Origin of the sequence: Metabacillus fastidiosus NBRC 101226, from assembly GCF_001591625.1 — a bacterium.
GTDB lineage: Bacteria > Bacillota > Bacilli > Bacillales > Bacillaceae > Metabacillus > Metabacillus fastidiosus.
In genome coordinates this window covers 1-16,918 of sequence record NZ_BCVG01000082.1, presented here as the reverse complement: position 1 = coordinate 16,918, position 16,918 = coordinate 1, and the positions used below count along the sequence as shown (strand labels likewise).

12 protein-coding genes and 1 pseudogene are annotated in these 16,918 nt (G+C 36.0%); 7 read left to right on the top strand and 6 right to left on the bottom strand.

What is annotated here, in order from left to right; genetic code table 11:
- Window positions 1-197: 197 nt before the first annotated feature.
- Both deoD and BFA01S_RS16280 read left to right on the top strand, forming a co-directional pair.
- Entirely contained in the window at window positions 198-917 is a 720-nt protein-coding gene (deoD, locus tag BFA01S_RS16285) for a purine-nucleoside phosphorylase (protein ID WP_066232977.1), read from the top strand.
- Window positions 918-947: 30 nt separating this feature from the next.
- The gene (locus BFA01S_RS16280; RefSeq protein ID WP_066232975.1) at window positions 948-2,282 is read left to right on the top strand and encodes an MFS transporter; all 1,335 of its coding nucleotides are present in this window, start codon (window positions 948-950) and stop codon (window positions 2,280-2,282) included.
- Window positions 2,283-2,965: 683 nt separating this feature from the next.
- On the opposite strand, the gene BFA01S_RS16270 is transcribed toward BFA01S_RS16280, so the two are convergent.
- Window positions 2,966-3,457, bottom strand: coding sequence for a hypothetical protein (locus tag BFA01S_RS16270; RefSeq protein ID WP_066232971.1), 492 nt, complete (start codon window positions 3,455-3,457; stop codon window positions 2,966-2,968).
- A gap of 340 nt (window positions 3,458-3,797) precedes the next feature.
- Entirely contained in the window at window positions 3,798-4,502 is a 705-nt protein-coding gene (locus BFA01S_RS16265; protein WP_066232968.1) for a DUF421 domain-containing protein, read from the bottom strand.
- 280 nt (window positions 4,503-4,782) lie between these two features.
- On the opposite strand from BFA01S_RS16265, the gene BFA01S_RS16260 reads away from it, so the two are divergent.
- From BFA01S_RS16260 to BFA01S_RS16240, 5 genes are all read left to right on the top strand, one after another.
- Window positions 4,783-5,262, top strand: a complete 480-nt coding sequence (locus tag BFA01S_RS16260) for a PadR family transcriptional regulator (RefSeq protein WP_066232965.1) — start codon at window positions 4,783-4,785, stop codon at window positions 5,260-5,262.
- A complete protein-coding gene (locus BFA01S_RS16255; RefSeq protein ID WP_066232963.1) occupies window positions 5,259-6,998 on the top strand; it encodes an ABC transporter ATP-binding protein in 1,740 nt (579 codons plus the stop codon). The genes BFA01S_RS16260 and BFA01S_RS16255 overlap by 4 nt, the downstream gene beginning before the upstream one ends.
- 32 nt (window positions 6,999-7,030) lie before the next feature.
- The gene (locus tag BFA01S_RS16250) at window positions 7,031-8,812 is read left to right on the top strand and encodes an ABC transporter ATP-binding protein (protein ID WP_066232987.1); all 1,782 of its coding nucleotides are present in this window, start codon (window positions 7,031-7,033) and stop codon (window positions 8,810-8,812) included.
- 129 nt (window positions 8,813-8,941) lie between these two features.
- Complete coding sequence (locus BFA01S_RS16245; RefSeq protein ID WP_066232961.1) at window positions 8,942-9,262, top strand: antibiotic biosynthesis monooxygenase family protein; 321 nt, start codon at window positions 8,942-8,944, stop codon at window positions 9,260-9,262.
- A gap of 351 nt (window positions 9,263-9,613) precedes the next feature.
- A complete protein-coding gene (locus BFA01S_RS16240) occupies window positions 9,614-10,327 on the top strand; it encodes a hypothetical protein (protein WP_156483799.1) in 714 nt (237 codons plus the stop codon).
- 100 nt (window positions 10,328-10,427) lie between these two features.
- On the opposite strand, the gene BFA01S_RS16235 is transcribed toward BFA01S_RS16240, so the two are convergent.
- From BFA01S_RS16235 to BFA01S_RS22885, 4 genes and pseudogenes are all read right to left on the bottom strand, one after another.
- Window positions 10,428-14,135: a glycosyltransferase gene (locus BFA01S_RS16235; RefSeq protein WP_082800038.1), complete on the bottom strand. Its 3,708-nt coding sequence runs from the start codon at window positions 14,133-14,135 to the stop codon at window positions 10,428-10,430.
- A gap of 357 nt (window positions 14,136-14,492) precedes the next feature.
- Window positions 14,493-15,890 carry a sensor histidine kinase gene (locus BFA01S_RS16230; protein ID WP_235843050.1) on the bottom strand — a complete coding sequence of 466 codons (1,398 nt, stop codon included), beginning with the start codon at window positions 15,888-15,890 and terminating at the stop codon, window positions 14,493-14,495.
- Window positions 15,880-16,554 (bottom strand): response regulator transcription factor, encoded by a 675-nt coding sequence (locus BFA01S_RS16225; protein WP_066232955.1) that lies wholly within the window; start codon window positions 16,552-16,554, stop codon window positions 15,880-15,882. The genes BFA01S_RS16230 and BFA01S_RS16225 overlap by 11 nt, the downstream gene beginning before the upstream one ends.
- Before the next feature lie 152 nt (window positions 16,555-16,706).
- A pseudogene (locus BFA01S_RS22885) lies at window positions 16,707-16,918 on the bottom strand (hypothetical protein); the annotation flags it as partial.

The following is a 16,918-nucleotide window of genomic DNA, read 5'->3' as shown; positions in this document are numbered from 1 at the left end:
ACTGATAGAAATTTCACTTTATCACTTTTCCTTTTTTGAACAAGTAATGAATAATAAGGCTATCTTTTCTCCAAAACTTCTAGTTGAACAGGTACATCAACAATACATAATAATTATTACTTTCAACACATACTAAAGGATGCATATCGTTCCTACATTCAATGATTCTACATGATGTTAAAAAGGAGAGAACTAAAATGAGTACAGAAATGCATAAAGAAACACCACATATTAAGCCTAATGGAGCAGAGATTGCCGAGACTATTCTTTTACCTGGTGATCCATTACGTGCAAAATTTATTGCGGATACTTATTTAGAGGATGTAGTCCAGTTCAATGAAATTCGCGGCATGCTTGGATTTACCGGCACATTTAAAGGGAAGAGAATCTCGGTAATGGGGACTGGAATGGGAACGCCCAGCATGGGGATTTATTCATGGGAGCTCATTAATGTGTTTGGAGTAAAAAATTTGATTCGAGTTGGTTCAGCCGGGGCTATACAAGATAATTTAAATTTGTATGATATTGTATTTGCGATGGGCTCATCGACAGACTCTAATTATGTCCATCAATTCAATCTTCCGGGGCAATATTCCATTACTGCGTCATTTGAGTTATTAGAAAAAGCAAAGAAAGCTGCGGATGAGAAGGGGCAGAATGTTCATGTCGGAAATGTTCTTTCTAGTGACATATTTTACAATGCTGATCCGACGGCTTTGCAAAAATGGAGTGAGATGGGGATTTTATGTGCGGAGATGGAATCAGCCGGTCTATATTTGAATGCTGCCCGTGCAGGTGTGAATGCACTTTGTATTTTAACGATCAGTGATCATATTTTCAGACAGGAGCAGACTACGCAGGAAGAGAGACAAACTGCATTTACAAATATGATGGAAATAGCTTTGGAACTTGCTTAATAAAACAGCTTTAAGAAAGGACATATATCAATGGTTGCAATAAATGAAATTTCACCAGAAACTCAAGAAAATAACGTGAAAAGAGCCATACCAGTTATATTATTCTTCTTTGTTTTTGCTTTAGTTATTGATAATTCATTTAAGCTCATTTCGGTTGAAATTGCAAACGACCTTGGTATTTCTGCAGCCACTGTAAGCTGGCAGGCAACATTAGCAGGTCTTGTCATCGGAATTGGAGCAGTTGTCTATGCATCTTTGTCTGACTCGATTAGCATTAGAACACTTTTGAGTATAGGTGTTATTTTAATATGTATCGGTTCCATAATGGGTTTTATCTTTCGAGAGTCATTTATATTAATTTTATTTTCGAGACTTATACAAACTGCTGGTTTAGCTTCTGCCGAAACATTGTATGTTATATATGTTACGAAGCATTTACCCAAAGAGGAGCAAAAGAAGTTTTTAGGATTCAGTACGAGCAGTTTCTCTTTATCGCTCATAATTGGCTCTTTAACTGGCGGATACGTTTCTACATATTTGCATTGGACAACCTTGTTTTTAATTCCTTTATTATCAATTTTCATACTTCCTTTCATACTGAAATATCTTCCAAAGGAAAAAGCGAGAAAAAGTCATGTCGATGTAGTTGGTTTAGTTCTCATTGCAGCAATTGCAACCTCAGTTATGTTGTATATTACTAATTTTAATTGGATCAATATTCTTATCTTTATTGTGGCAGTTGTATTATTTATATCGTATATAGGTAGGAGCAATAAATCTTTAATAAGTATTTCTTTTTTTAAAAATAAATATTTCGCATCCATTCTTACAGTTGCTATAGTCATTTATACAGTACAGTTAGGTTATATTTTCATGTTTCCATTCCTGCTTGAAAAAGTTTATGGATTAGGCTTGGATACTATCTCTTTATTGTTAATTCCAGGATATATTACTGCAGTTATTGTCGGAGCACTTTCAGGAAAAATTGCTAAAGTTTTAAATAATAAGCAAGCTATTCCTTTAGCGATGATTTTGATTGCTGTAAGTCTATTTGTTCCAGGTTTGTTTCTAGAGAGCTCAGTTGTCGTATTCGTCTTTTCCATGATCCTGTTCTCAGGTTCATTCGCATTAATGTATGCGCCAATGCTGAATGCATGTATTAGTACTATTCCTCCAGAAAAATCAGGAACTGCTATCGGATTTTATAATTTAGTCTTAAATGTTGCTGCTTCAATAGGTATTGCCTATACGGCAGCTATGATCGATTCCATTGAATTTAACTATATATTATTTATACTTGCTACTGTCGCTATTGCCGCATTATTAATATTCTGGTTACTTGTCGGTAGATTAGCAAATCATTGATGGAAAGGGGAATAACAGCCCTCTGGATGATTAAAAGATCTAGGGGGCTTTTTATTGTATATCAAAACTTCCTTTACATTAATTAGTATATTTTGTAAATATTCAATACATTTGATAAAAATTCTTTTCTGAGATGGGTTTATTTTTTATTTATCCTTTCATTTTTATAGGCATACATCTAATTTAGATGATGAAAACGGAATGCATATCTTAATGAAAAAAATGATCTATCACATTTTAATGGCCGACATCGATTTCATTCTCATTTGCAGACGATTCAATCATAGCCATCTAGACAATACTACCAAACAGAGCAGAGTAGAACAGGTAAGTATCAAATGATTTTTCATTGGAGCTATTTAGATTGGAGCTTTCCAAACAAGCGAATGAAAAAAGAATTTCGCCAGAATCAATATTGAAAAAAATGTATGCCAGCTGGAATCAAGGTGGACCACTAAGGAAATTATTATGTTTCCGTTCCTCGCTGGGAGTGGAATGCAGTGGGAAATGTGAATGTTTTTCAATCCGCCTTGGGTTACGAAATTGATGAATACACAAATGTTTGATGAATCCCAACAAGATATTGATTAGACCGATCCATATAATTTGATCATATGGAAAGCATTTGTGGGCATGATGTCAAGTCTTATTTATATGCACCAAATGCATTAGAATAATAATCTCTAACACCAAACTATTATTCTATATGGTGTGGTTTGAGCAGGGATACTTTTTGTGGCAGCTCCATAGATAACAATTAGATTTCGATTGGTAGGGTTTTTTGAAAAGTGCTGCCCATTTGTTAATACTATTTGGGTATATGGTGATAAATTTAATCGTAATTGTCCATCACTGCTCTCCAACTGACTATCAAAATAATCTACTTTTACATTCTGATAAGGGGTATCTTTTACGATGACAAGTGCTCGATACTGTGGTGGATATATAAGAGGGACAGGTGCATTCCCATCATAATATCCAGTTACTTTATCTCCTGCTGCCACCATTAAATGGTCTACAAAGTAAGTTGTGGGTGAAACCACGAAATTCACTATTGCTCCTGACCCGTTTTCTACAGACATTAATTTATAACAGCCTTCTCCTTCGCCATTTTGCCCTGTAATAAAATCACTAATCATGGTGACGGTCCCATGAAAAGAATTAAAATTTATCATTTTCATACCTCCATTACTTTAAGTAGGTGGCGGACCTGTTACCTCTAAAAAAATTAAGTAATTACTTGGTGTACAATATGTGGGTGAAAATCTAAATGACTGTGTGGATGCCCATAAAGGTTGTAAAATGTTATATAAATGAGAATAAGGACTCATATGAGAGAGAACCGGAAGAGATTAAAAAATCACCTTCTGGTTTTCTACAGAAGAGGGTTTCCCATCTAATAATGATATGAACGGTATCATAAGTAAATGAGATTTCTCTCTAGGTTAGAAGAGTGGATAGATGTAGGGGCTTAAATCAACCTGCATAATTAGGTATGTTTACACCTCAAAGGATTTACTTATATAAAAAAACCTTCAGGTTATCTTTCTTGTCAAGGGTGGCAAGCAGAACGTTTTTTGCCTCAGTTTGATATAAACGTTCTAAATTGGAAACAACCCAGATCTTATCCTTATTAATTTGCTTTAACTCTTCAAAATTAATCTTACCTTCCTTAATAATTGTCCTTGGTAAATCGAAGGGCTCTGCTTCCATTTGGAGGGATGCAGGTGTAAGTGGTTCGTATTTTGGCTCCAAAAAAAATGAAATTTTCCCGTTTGCTTCCCAGATAGCTAATGCTACTTTCTTCATATCTTCTACTTTTGCTTCCCGCAGCTCTTCCAATAAAACGTCAATAGTTATTCTCGCTTTTTTTAGTCCTTTATAAAGGATTTCTCCGTCTTGAATAATGGTAATTGGTGCATGATTAATAAGCCTTCTAAACCATGGCCATTTAAGGATCATAAAGATGCCTCCAAGATATAAGATCACTAATACACTCGTTGTAGTGACAGATCCCTTTAGCCCAAGCTTTTCGTCTGATAATGGGTGGGCAATAATATTTCCAATTACTAAAGCAATAACGAAATCAAGTAGTCTTAATTGGGAGATGGCACGTTGACCTAACAATTTAGCGACAATTACCAAAAAGAAGAAAGCAACAATAGCTCGAAGCGTCCACTCGGTTATAGTAAGTGTTTCCTGACTTTGAAAAAAATCCATGCAAGACACATCCTTTACCTCAATAACTACCAATTAGTTTAACACTAATGTTATTTTAATAATCCATAATCAATGATGAATTTAAATAAACTAGAAGAATCCGGAAAATAGCTCTTTTTACTAAAACTGAGTGGCTTCTTTTTGTATTTTACAAACGGGGTAAATCTTTTTTTGTGATTTTAAAACATTTAGATCTAGCATGATTGATAATTAATAATATATCGAATATAATTTAACGATATATCGAATATAATTAACGATATAGATGAGGAGGGATGAAATGAGAAATCGGAGAGGTTTTGTACAAGCAGCTATTTTGCATTTGCTCAAAGAAGAATCCATGCATGGATATCAAATTATGAAGGAACTAGAGGAACGGTCAAATGGTGTTTATTCTGCAAGTGCTGGGACGATCTATCCTGCGCTTCAAGAATTATTGGATCAAAATTTGATCGTACTGGATACCGGGTTAGATAAAAAGATTTATTCCCTCAATGAAAATGGGAGAAAACGTTTAGAAGAAGCTCCTAAATGTGAAAAAGGCGATTTTTGGGTTGAATGGAAAGAAAGAATGATATGGAAGAATTCCAAGGAATCGAAACAATTAAGAGCGGCAATAGAACGGTGGGAAAAAGAACTTCGAAAAGCTATGAAACAAACAAGAGGGAATCCAGAAGGTGTACTTGAATTAATTACCTTTATCGATGAAATGACCGATTGTTTAGAAAAGAATAGCAATAAGAAAGAGGAAAGTTCATGAATGCGATAAAAAAGTTACTTCAATATATTAGGCCATACACACTTTTTGCCGTTTTAGGGCCGCTTTTAATGTGCATTGAAGTAATAATGGATCTTTTGCAGCCAACTATAATGCAGAAGATGATTGATATAGGCATTGCGAATCAAGATAATGGCTATGTTTTGAAATTAGGATTTTTTATGTTACTAAGCGCGTTTGTCGGCTTAATAGGAGGAGCAGGAAGTTCTGTTTATGCTGCAAAAGCAGCTGTTCATTTTGCTACTGACCTACGTCGTGAAGTATTTAAGAAGACGGAACAATTTTCGAATCAGAATACAGACTCATTTGGTACAGGAAAATTAATTACAATTCTGACAAATGATATTGCGACACTGCAACAAGCTGTAATCATGACGCTGCGTATATTTGTACGAGGTCCTTTGTTGTTCATAGGATCTGTTGTGATCGTTTGGTTTACAGCGAGAGAATTATTTCCAGTGCTGCTAGTAGCGATCCCTATTCTTATTGCTTTTATCTATTACTTTTCAATAAAGACTGGGAAGCTTTTTTCAAAAGTACAAAAAGCCATGGATCAGGTGAATACAAAGCTTCAAGAAATGTTAGCCGGTATTCGGGTGATCAAGGCATTTGATCGTCATGATTATGAAAAGAGCCATTTTAAAACGGTCAATGATTTACTAATGAAAAGAAATATGACTGCTGAACAGCTGATTTTAACCTTGATGCCTATTATGATGTTCGTTGTTAACATAGGGATTATTGCCGGACTATGGATGGGTGTTATAAAGGTAAATGAAGGTACACTACAAGTCGGGGTCATTTTAGCCTTTATTAACTATTTAAACATTATGATGAATGGATTAATGAGCAGCAGCCATGTATTAATGCAGATTGCTCGTTCTTTTTCCTCAGCTGAGAGAATTGTTCAGGTATTTGATACAGAAATTGATATTAAGGAACACGAGCACCTAATTTCAGAACAAGAAATATATGGTGAAGTGGAATTTAGACAGGTTAATTTCAGCTATAGTAAAAATGGGGAACATGTACTTAGAAACATTTCGTTTAAAGCTAGTATTGGACAAACAATAGGGATTATTGGTTCAACCGGCAGTGGAAAATCAACGCTCGTCAAATTGATTCCTCGCCTGTATGACCCGGATTCAGGAGACATTCTCATAGATGGGGTCAGCTTAAAGAATTTACCGCTTGAAAAACTCCGTACAGCGATTGGATTTGTTCCACAAAAAGCCACTTTGTTTTCCGGATCTATCAAGGATAATTTACATTTTGGGAAAGAGGATGCAACAATCGATGATATGGAGCAGGCTGCACAATTTGCTGCCGCTACTGAATTTATTAACAGATTTGATGGGAAATTTGAACACAAGCTCATGCAAGGAGCGACAAATTTATCTGGGGGGCAAAAACAAAGGCTATCAATGGCACGTGCTTTTCTCCGTGAACCTAATATTTTAATTCTTGATGATTCAACCTCAGCTATTGATGCTTTGTCAGAATCAGCTGTGCAACAGGCATTAAGAAAAGCTCACTCCAATACGACTGTATTTATCATTTCATCAAAAATATCTTCCATTATAGATGCGGATCAGATCCTTGTCATGAAAGATGGAGAGATTGAAGCTAGTGGAACACATGATGAATTATTAACTCAAAGTAAGGTGTATCGTGATATTTATACTTCTCAAAGTGGAAGGGAGGTTAAAAACGTATGAATAAACCTGCTTCACAATTGAATCCGAATATTATGAATCGTGCCCGTGGTCCGAGGGGATTTAGTGGACCAGCTGTAAAAGCAAAGGATCGGAAAGGAACTGTAAAACGGATTTGGCTGTATATGGAGAAGCAAAAAGCAGCATTAATTGCCTCCATTATTTTTGTTATTATGTCCACTTTATTAGGTCTCCTTGGACCCTATATGATTGGAATTATAATTGACGAATATATCATTCCAAAGGATATAGGGGGGACGCTCAGACTGTTGGTTTTCCTTATGCTTGTCTATATAGCTACGGCAGTGTTTACGTGGCTGCAAACTTTTATGATGGTCCGAGTATCATTACAAACGATTCGAAATTTGCGCCAGGATTTATTTGATAAATTTCAAACCTTATCTTTAAGGTTTTTTGACAATCGTACACACGGTGATCTAATGAGCAGGGTAACGAATGACATAGAGAGCTTGAATAGTGCACTAAGCCAAAGTGTTATACAAATCTTTTCGTCCATTCTGATGGTTTCAGGAGTGGCGATTGCAATGTTTTCTCTTAATTGGATACTTGCCATTGTGACACTTCTTGTAATCCCATTAATGATTTTTACGACTAAAAAGATAATTACTTATAGCAGTGGATATTTTATTACGAGACAACAGGATTTGGGTGAATTAAATGGATTTATAGAAGAATCTATTTCAGGAAATGAAGTTATCACACTTTTTGGTAAACAACAAAAAATTGACCGTCAATTTTCAGAGGTTAATGAACGATTACGTCAGTCGGCCATGGCTGCCGATACCTTTTCCGGATTTCACGGGCCAGTCAATAACTTTATTAATAATATTGGACTTGGTTTTGTTATTGCGATTGGCGCGGTTATGACAGTGGAAGGGATGGCATCTGTTGGAATTATTGCCGCCTTTGTTACCTACTCTCGGCAATTCTTTCGCCCAATTAACCAGCTTTCTAATTTATTAAATATGTTTCAGTCAGCAATTGCAGGTGCGGAGCGTGTATTTGAAATCATGGATGAGACACCTGATTTGGTAGATAAAAAGGATGCCATTGTAGTAGAGTCATTTAAAGGAGATGTTGAATTTTCCTACGTCCATTTTGGCTATGAGAGTGGAAAGCCTATTTTGAAAAATATTCATTTCCAAGTGAAACCCGGTGAGAAAATTGCTCTTGTTGGTCCAACAGGTTCAGGCAAGACGACTATCATTAATTTGTTAATGAGGTTTTATGATGTGACTGCTGGCGAAATAAAAGTGGATGGTCGAGATATTCGTGATTATGAAATAAGCGGATTGCGGAAAAAAATCGGAGTTGTGCTTCAAGACACTTTCTTATTTTCAGGAACGATTATGGAAAACATTCGTTATGGACGTTTAGAAGCAACAGATGAGAATATCGTAGCTGCGGCAAAAATGGCATCAGCACACCATTATATTAAACATTTGCCTGAAGGTTATCATACACGTATTACTTCCGGCGGATCCAATTTAAGTCAGGGGCAGCGCCAATTACTGGCCATTGCCAGGGCTATTTTAGCTAATTCAGATATCTTGATACTTGATGAAGCCACATCAAGTATTGATACAAATACTGAAATAGAAATTCAAAAGGGAATCAATCGGTTAACCGAAGGACGAACAAGCTTTGTGATTGCCCACCGTTTAAAAACTATCGAAAATGCTGATCGTATTTTAGTAATTAATCAAGGAGAAATTATTGAGTCAGGTACACATCAAGAGCTTTTACAGAGAAAAGGATTTTACTTCAATATGTATGAAAGTCAGTTCATTAACTGAGGGAAATAGCAAAACTATCTTTCTAGTAACTGGTTGTCATATATGGAAATATTAATAAACAATAATTGACGATGATAATCATTTTTAATTAAACTATAAAAAACGATAAGAAGAATAGGAGATGCTACCATGTTTGTTCAAATGAGAAAAATTGTTGTGACAGAAGGTAATTCAGAAAAGGTAGTTGAACGTTTTGGAGGAAAAGGATTAGTTGAACAGCAGGAAGGTTTTATTGATTCAACTGTAATGGTAAAAAAGGTGCGACGCGGTGATGAAGAGGTAGTTGTTATGATTAGATGGGAATCAGAAGAGCACTGGAAGCAATGGGAAAAAAGTGATGCTCATATTGCAGGCCATAAAGCAAATCTAGGTAAACCAAAACCTGAATATATTATCAGTTCAGAAGGCGGATTATATGAGGTGAAAACAGTTAAGAAGACAGAAAAATAACTGTTTTTATATTTGAAATGCGTATCTAAACAAGAATGAGAGAATGCCATGTTAACTAAATATGGCTTTTTCTACATTAGGTTATTTGTTATATCCCGATATTTAATATTAGCGAAGAGATGTTAATCGCTATTATTTTACTCATATAAAAATCACCTCTGAGATAAATGCAGAGAACCGCATCGTAAAAGAGTATATATTGGAAATATAGCAAATGTATAAAGCAGGTAAGTGAAGTAGTGAGGAAGCGGTACAAAGACTCTAAAAAAACTGTTTGTTCATACCCCTATAATCATTTTGATTTATTCGTATTTTTATATAAAACTATGTAAAGATATACGAGGGAATTATATGAACACATTAACTAAGGGAGCCCTTAAGATGGCATTAGCGGGATCTGTTACGTTTGCTGTCACTAATGCTTTGTTAGCTGATCAATTTTCTAAGCCGTTGACACTAGGAAATGCTGCAATTAGACAATCAGAAAAAATGGTCAAAGATCAAGTACCGATAATAGATGTGAAAGAGGATCAAACCAGGCTTCCACATGATATATCTGTTATCCAATTGGCTTCTGAAGATACAAATAAGAATGATAGGACTATACCAGTCATTCAACAGGATATAAAAAAAGTTAGCAAGACTCCTGTATTAAATACTGCTAGTACAGAAAAGACAACACCTGTTGTAAAAGTAGTATCTACAACAAATGTAAAAGCACCGGTGAAAAAGGCTGCTTCCACACCAATAAGAACAAATACAGCCAAACCAGCTGATGTAAAAACAGTACCTAAGAATAGTACAAAGGCACCAGTGACAACAGCTGCACCAAAGCCGGCGGGAACGGGTACAACAAATACAGCCAAGCCAGCTGATAAAACAACGGTACCTGGAAATAGCACAGAAGCACCGTCAAAGCAGACTCCATCCACACCGGCAGGAAATAAAGTAACAAGTACGGATAAAACGACGAAAGCTAATCATGGACAACAAGTTTCTCAAGCTGCAAAAGAAAAGGCTGCAAGCAATAGGGATAAAAAAGAGAACAATGGAAAAGAAATGTAATCGTCTAAAGGATCACTAAAAAAAGAGTGATCCTTTTTCTGTTGTAAATTAATGTGAAAGAGGCCTTTCCCAATTGGGAAAGACCTGTGTGAAAATTTTATTATATATTTTCCTTAACATCCACAATAGAAGTTTCCTGCGTTACATTACCTTTTCGTTTTAGTTTATTCCATCCAACAGCTACTCCTTTTATCGCTGAAAATATCGATTTTATTACAACATAAGTCATAAGCTGTTTGTACAAGATTCTCTGTAAAAACAGTGAACCCAGTGGTTTAGGACTTTCTTTCTCCAATCGAAATGCATATAGAGAAGTAAAGAAGTCCAGTAAGTAAAAAAGAATAAATCCAATGACTGCTTTTTCGGGATGCGGGTTAAAAAGTGCCATAATGAACAATATATCTGCAATAGGTGATACTGTTTGATAAACATATTGGAAAAGCCACATATTTGGAAGAGCTACATATCCTAATGAGTTATTATTTTTATTGAATAAAGCCTCACGATGTTTCCATAAGCATTGCAACGTACCATAAACCCATCGGTAACGCTGTTTTGCCAGGCTTTTAATATCTTCCGGCACCTCTGTAAAAGCATAAGCTTTTTCTTCAAACTCAATCTTTTTCCCATTGCGTAAAAGAGTAAGTGTGATATCGGTATCCTCTGCCAGTGTATCCTCTTTAAAGTATCCTGCCTCTTCTACTTCTGTCTTTCTCCATGCGCCTATCGCACCTGGTACAACCGTAATGCAATTTAGAGCTGCAAAGGCTCTTCTCTCCAGATTAAAGCCTGTTACATATTCGATGTGCTGCCAATTTGTAAGGAGATTTCCCTTATTACCTACCTTTACATTACCTGAAACAGCAGCCACATTTTCATTTGTAAAATGGTTAACAAGTAGTGAAATAGCATTTTCAGCGATGAGTGTATCAGCATCAAGAGCAACTACAATTTCTCCCTTTGCTTCTTTAAAACCAAGATTAACAGCAGAAGATTTCCCACCATTGTTTTTCTTAATTAATCTGATGAGAGGATGGTTTTCATAAGCTGCTTGAACTACAGCTGCAGTATCATCCTTGGACCCATCATCTACAATCAGTATCTCAAAAGCCGGATAATCGCTGGATAAAATAGAGTCAACTGTTTTGCAAATTACTTTTTCCTCGTTATAGGCAGCAATAACAACACTGACAAAAGGTGTAAAGTTTGGGTCGATGTTAGTTTCTTTATACCTTTTTATTTGCTTTCTAGAGAGGAAAACAAAAATAATGAGTCTTAAGATTCCTAAAACGATAGCTGAGTAGAAAAGGAAGCTTAATCCTGAGTGCCAGCCTTGTATAACCTTGAATACAGCCTTACTATAGATTAAATAGGGGCTGTCCTGATCAGCAGGGGGCATAATTTCACTAGTACTTTTTTCAGTTAGATTAGAAATAGTGGTAAATGTATAGCCGCGCTCTTTTAATTTTTTAATAATAATAGGCAATGCCTTAACAGTATTAGAACGGTCACCGCCAGAATCGTGAAACAAAATCACATTTCCTTTTGGCAGCTGATCCAGCACCCGATTCACAATTTCATCACTTGATATCGCTTTCCAATCATCAGAATCAATCAGCTCACCGACCATCGTATAACCCATATCTTGCGCTCGTAATATAGGTATCAAATCTCGCTTTTTGCTCGGTTCCGCGCCAGCTGTATACGGTGGGCGGAAAAGTGTCATTGAATGGCCTGTAGTTTCTTGAAATAAACGCTGGTTGGCATTCAATTCCATCTTTGTTTGAAATGATGTGACAGATGAAATATTAGGATGGGTAAATGTATGATTACCAATTTCATGCCCTTCTGCATGCATCTTTTTAACTAACTCTGGATGAAGCAAAGCATTCTTCCCAACGATGAAAAATGTCCCTTTAATATGATTCTTGTCTAAAATATCTAATATTTGCGTTGTATATTTTGGATCTGGACCGTCATCAAACGAAAGGACGACTTCCTTTGTTTTTGGTTTGCCATATCTGGCTACATGAAACGGCTGTGGTAATTTAACGTAGGTTTCATCTTGTATCATTCCATGTGAATCCAATTGAATTTTTCGTTTACCATTTTCAGCTTGAGAAATTATTTTTAAAATTTCTCCAGCACCTGTGTAATGAACAGATTCAGAAGTGGTCAAAGTTTTAAGAGCCTTGGATGGATTATCTATTGCCTCTCGTTTATTAATATAATTCCATATAGAGGGATCTTCAGAGCCGAGACGCCAAATTGCTACTCCTCTTGAGCCACTGTCTATTGCTGATTTCATTTGATTATAAAATGTAGCAGCATCTAAAAACCATACAACATGATTTTTGCCATTTAGTTTGTATCGTAAATAAGGATTGCCCGTTTGCTTATTCCAATAAATTTGGAGGTCAGTTCCAACTCCTAAATTCATGATATCTTCGAACGTCAGTGCCTTTGCAGGTTTTTGGGAATTTTCTTCCCAGTCATAACCATAGTTTCCTAAACTCGCAACTAATTTGTCGGGAGGAATATTGAGCTGATTTAGGCTCTCCTTTACCCAATCAGTTGGCGCTATAGGACCAGGCTTACCTATGGAGGTATGCTGATCATACAGCATGACAATTATGCGGTCAGCGCTGGCTGCTAAAGCAGCATAGTCAAAACTATTATCATTTGGCGGGACATCCAATGTAACTGTTAGACCATACTGGTGAAATTCTTTATAAACTTTATTCATAAAACGGGTAAAGTTATCTTTATCTTTTTGATTGATTTGTTCAAAGTCGATATTGATCCCGTCAAAATCATTTGTTCTCACATAAGCCAGCATTTTCTTAATAAAAAGATTCTCCGCGCCCGGTGTAGTAAACAGCTGGTGCAGTATATCCCCATCCCATTTATTATTAATGAAATTATTAACTAATGGGAGAATCTTAATATTATGTGCCTTTGCCTCCGTAACAATCGAATTGTCAGTACTCGTTTTGAGGGTAAGGTCAGAAGTAAGCTGCAGCCATTCCGGTATTAATGTTGTGATAGAATCTATATTTTTTTTGAAAGAATGTTTGCTGTTTTCATCCCAATTCACATAAAATCCATAAACTTCTTGTTCACTTACAATTTGTTTTTTGTGCAAGGAGTCTGTATTTTTTTGTATAAAAGGGGAAGAATTTGTCCTTTGAATCTGTGAAGCAAGCTCTTCTTCACTGAAAGCTGTATTAATTGGCTTAATTCCGCTCTTTACAGTACTTTCATCCAATTCCAGGTCAGGAAATATTGGGTCAGTATGAAGGCTTTCAATAAAAATAGTCGATACTAAAACAATTAAAATGGTAAAGCCTACAGTCATTCGTTTAATAATTGACCAGCGTCTTTTTGCGGGATCAAGAAAAATATGCTCTTGATCTTGTTCTCTTTTCTTCAGTCCTAAATTATAGAACCAATGAAAGAAAAAATAGCACACAAGGCCAATCAAGCCTCCGAACACTGCCGATACAATGGATTGTGAAGATTGTATATTCATTTTCAGAGCAGAAAATGGCCAGTAATCTTTCATGAATTGTAAATCTGAGACAGGTAAATCACGAATATTAGGAATAAAAATCGTGATTAACATACCAAGAAATAGGGCGATAATATTCAGACGCAAAAATAATGAAAAAGCAAGCAGTAATGGAATTCTTAAATTGTCTAAAGGTAAAAAGGCCAGAAAAAAACCAAGTGTACTCGCAACTGCTCCTGTACTTCCAGTGACAGGTGCGAACAATGATCTGACAATCCACCTAAAAATCAGGTTCATATGGACTCCCCCCAGGTGTAGTGTTAAAAATATATAATTATATTTTCAATAAATTGGATCTATAACAAAACATAGGATTATTAACTGACAATCATCCTAAATATTCCATTATCAGCGGACAGATTTTTCAACATAGAATGACTAATAACAAAAGCTTACGCAGCAGTTCTATAATTTTAGGGGGAGGCTGAGAAATTTTTAATTTTTAGGTGGTAATTGAGGGTAATTAAGGTAAATATAAAAATAAGTTGATACAGAAAGAACTAATAAGCTTATAGGTGGGGATAATAGTTGGTAAAATTTCATTCATTTAAAAATGAGTGAGGGACATGTAAAAAACCCTCACTCATTGGAAACTTATTTTATAGGAATTTTAATAAAAAACGTACTTCCTTTGCCTTTTTCACTAGAAACTTGAATGGTTCCTTTGTAGCTTTCCACAATCCACTTTGCGATCGGAAGTCCAAGCCCATGTCCTCCGACTTGCCGTGTCCTCGCCTTATCCACCCGATAAAAGCGTTCAAAGATTTGGTCATGATCCTCTGGACTTATTCCGACTCCGGTATCTGTCATAGTAATGAGCAGTTCCTTATCTCTAACAGAAAGGGAGAGATGAGCCTCCCCGCCATTTCCAGTGTATTTAATGGCGTTGTCTAATAAAATATAAAGCAGTTGTGTTAATCTTTGGGAATCCCCATTTATAAATAGTGTTTCAGGGGCATCAAAGTGAATCCTAATTTGTTTGGATTCAGCCATAGCTCGAACTGATTCAACAACTTCCTCTGCAATTGGGCGAAAATCAAACGATTCCATAACGTGTTCTACTATCCCGGAATCAGATCGGGCCAATGTCAATAAATCGCTGACTAATCCTGTCATTCGTTTTACTTCATTTTTCATATTGAAAAGGAGTTTATTGGAGTAATCCTCTTTTTTCAAATCTAATGTCATTTCCAATGCATTGATTGATGAAAGCATAATACTTAAGGGTGTCCGTAATTCATGTGAAGCATCAGCAGTAAATTCCTGCTGTCTCGAAAAGGCCCGGTTAATGGGAACCATAGCTTTTTTGGACATGTAATAACTTATTATAAGTGCTACTCCTGAAAAAAGGCCCGCCAAAACTATTAAGATAATAAGCAGCCATTTAAAAACCTGATAGGCGAGTGAAATTTCCTTGCCAATATAAAGCATCCCAATTACTTTTCCATCATAGTAAATAGGCTGGCCAGCAATAATTAAACGGATTGTATCTGTTCTTTGGGCTGGACGGAATTCATCTCTTCGGTCTTTACCATTTTCTCTCTTTTTAGAAAATTCAACTTGAAAAGTCTCTTGAAGTATTTCATTTCGACCAGGTTCCCAGTTTGAGATGGCAGTGGAAATTTTAGGACGAAGCTCTGGAATTCGTTCATCTCCCAGTACGATTTCTCCAGAACGGTTCACAACATAATAGAAAAATTGATCCGGATCTTTTACAAGGGACTCTTGATTACGAAAATCTAAATGACCTTCATGGTCTTGATATTTTAAGTAGTTCTCGATATTCCTTGCTTCCTGACTGACACTGGATTTTAGTTCGCGTTCCTGATCTTTAAAAATAGTCGCATATAAGATCGTATAGACAACAGCGATGAAGACGACTAAAAATAGCATAAGTAAACCACTATACAATAATGTTAATCGAAATTGTGTGCTTTCAAATATATCCTTTTTACGAAATAAACGAGTGAGAGAGGGCTTTTTAGTTTTCAATTTTATAGCCAACTCCCCTTATACTTTGGAGTAAGTCTTGTTTTCCAAACGTATCTAATTTTTTACGAAGCAATTTAATTGTCGCATCAATTGTCTTCGTTGATACATCCGCATCAATCCCCCAGATTCGGTCTAAAATCACTTCTCGAGGTAAAACTTGCCCTTTATTTTTAACTAACAAATCAAGCAGCTGGAATTCGCGAGGGCTTAATTGAATTTCTTCTTCACCTTGAAGAACAGTTTGGCTTGTACGATTGATGATCAAGCCCCGAATAGAAATCTGTTCCTCTAAAATTGGGGCATAATTCCGGCGTGTAAGAGCACGTAAACGGGCAAGAAGCTCATCGATTTCAAATGGCTTAATTAGATAATCATCCGCTCCGGCATCTAAACCGTTTATGCGGTCCTCGACTGTATCTTTAGCGGTTAACATTAATATGGCCCCCGAATAACACTCGCTTCTAAGTTTTTGACAAACTGAGATTCCATCTCCATTCGGCATCATCCAATCCAATATTAAGACATCATAGTGGGAAGCTGTAGCATACTCGTATGCATCATCTCCTTCGGTCACCCAATCAACCTTATAGCCGCCCTTCTTTTTCAACATAAAACTGATCAATTCACCAAGCTGTAGATCGTCTTCTGCTAAGAGAATATTCAAGTTAAGCACCTCTTTTTTGCCTGTCATCATTTTTCTTGTTATTAATATTACCCTTTTCAGTATTTCTAGGAAAGCTCGATTGTTATAAAAATCAACACCACCGCAACAATGGTTACGGTGGTAATAATGAAAGAGAGATTTTTAATTATTTTTTAAAATTTCGAATGTTTGACACCAAGCTTTTCTAATTCAGCCTTGGCATTATCTAGGAGCTCTTGTGCCTTAGCTTTTGTGTCGTTATCTAAGTTAGCAAGCATGTCTTCTTTTCCTGCACGTTCCGGAAGATTAACACCTAATTTTTCTAACTGAGTTTTTGCTTCTTCATGAGTAATAGTACCAGCCTTTTCTTTTTCGAAAATAGCTT

Bases quoted from the DNA above. Each gene is read 5' to 3' on its own strand.
- BFA01S_RS16270 (WP_066232971.1), bottom strand. From the start codon at position 3,457: ATGATAAATTTTAATTCTTTTCATGGGACCGTCACCATGATTAGTGAT.
- BFA01S_RS16240 (WP_156483799.1), top strand. From the start codon at position 9,614: ATGAACACATTAACTAAGGGAGCCCTTAAGATGGCATTAGCGGGATCT.
- BFA01S_RS16280 (WP_066232975.1), top strand. From the start codon at position 948: ATGGTTGCAATAAATGAAATTTCACCAGAAACTCAAGAAAATAACGTG.
- BFA01S_RS16255 (WP_066232963.1), top strand. From the start codon at position 5,259: ATGAATGCGATAAAAAAGTTACTTCAATATATTAGGCCATACACACTT.
- BFA01S_RS16245 (WP_066232961.1), top strand. From the start codon at position 8,942: ATGTTTGTTCAAATGAGAAAAATTGTTGTGACAGAAGGTAATTCAGAA.
- BFA01S_RS16265 (WP_066232968.1), bottom strand. From the start codon at position 4,502: ATGGATTTTTTTCAAAGTCAGGAAACACTTACTATAACCGAGTGGACG.
- deoD (WP_066232977.1), top strand. From the start codon at position 198: ATGAGTACAGAAATGCATAAAGAAACACCACATATTAAGCCTAATGGA.
- BFA01S_RS16250 (WP_066232987.1), top strand. From the start codon at position 7,031: ATGAATCGTGCCCGTGGTCCGAGGGGATTTAGTGGACCAGCTGTAAAA.
- BFA01S_RS16235 (WP_082800038.1), bottom strand. From the start codon at position 14,135: ATGAACCTGATTTTTAGGTGGATTGTCAGATCATTGTTCGCACCTGTC.
- BFA01S_RS16260 (WP_066232965.1), top strand. From the start codon at position 4,783: ATGAGAAATCGGAGAGGTTTTGTACAAGCAGCTATTTTGCATTTGCTC.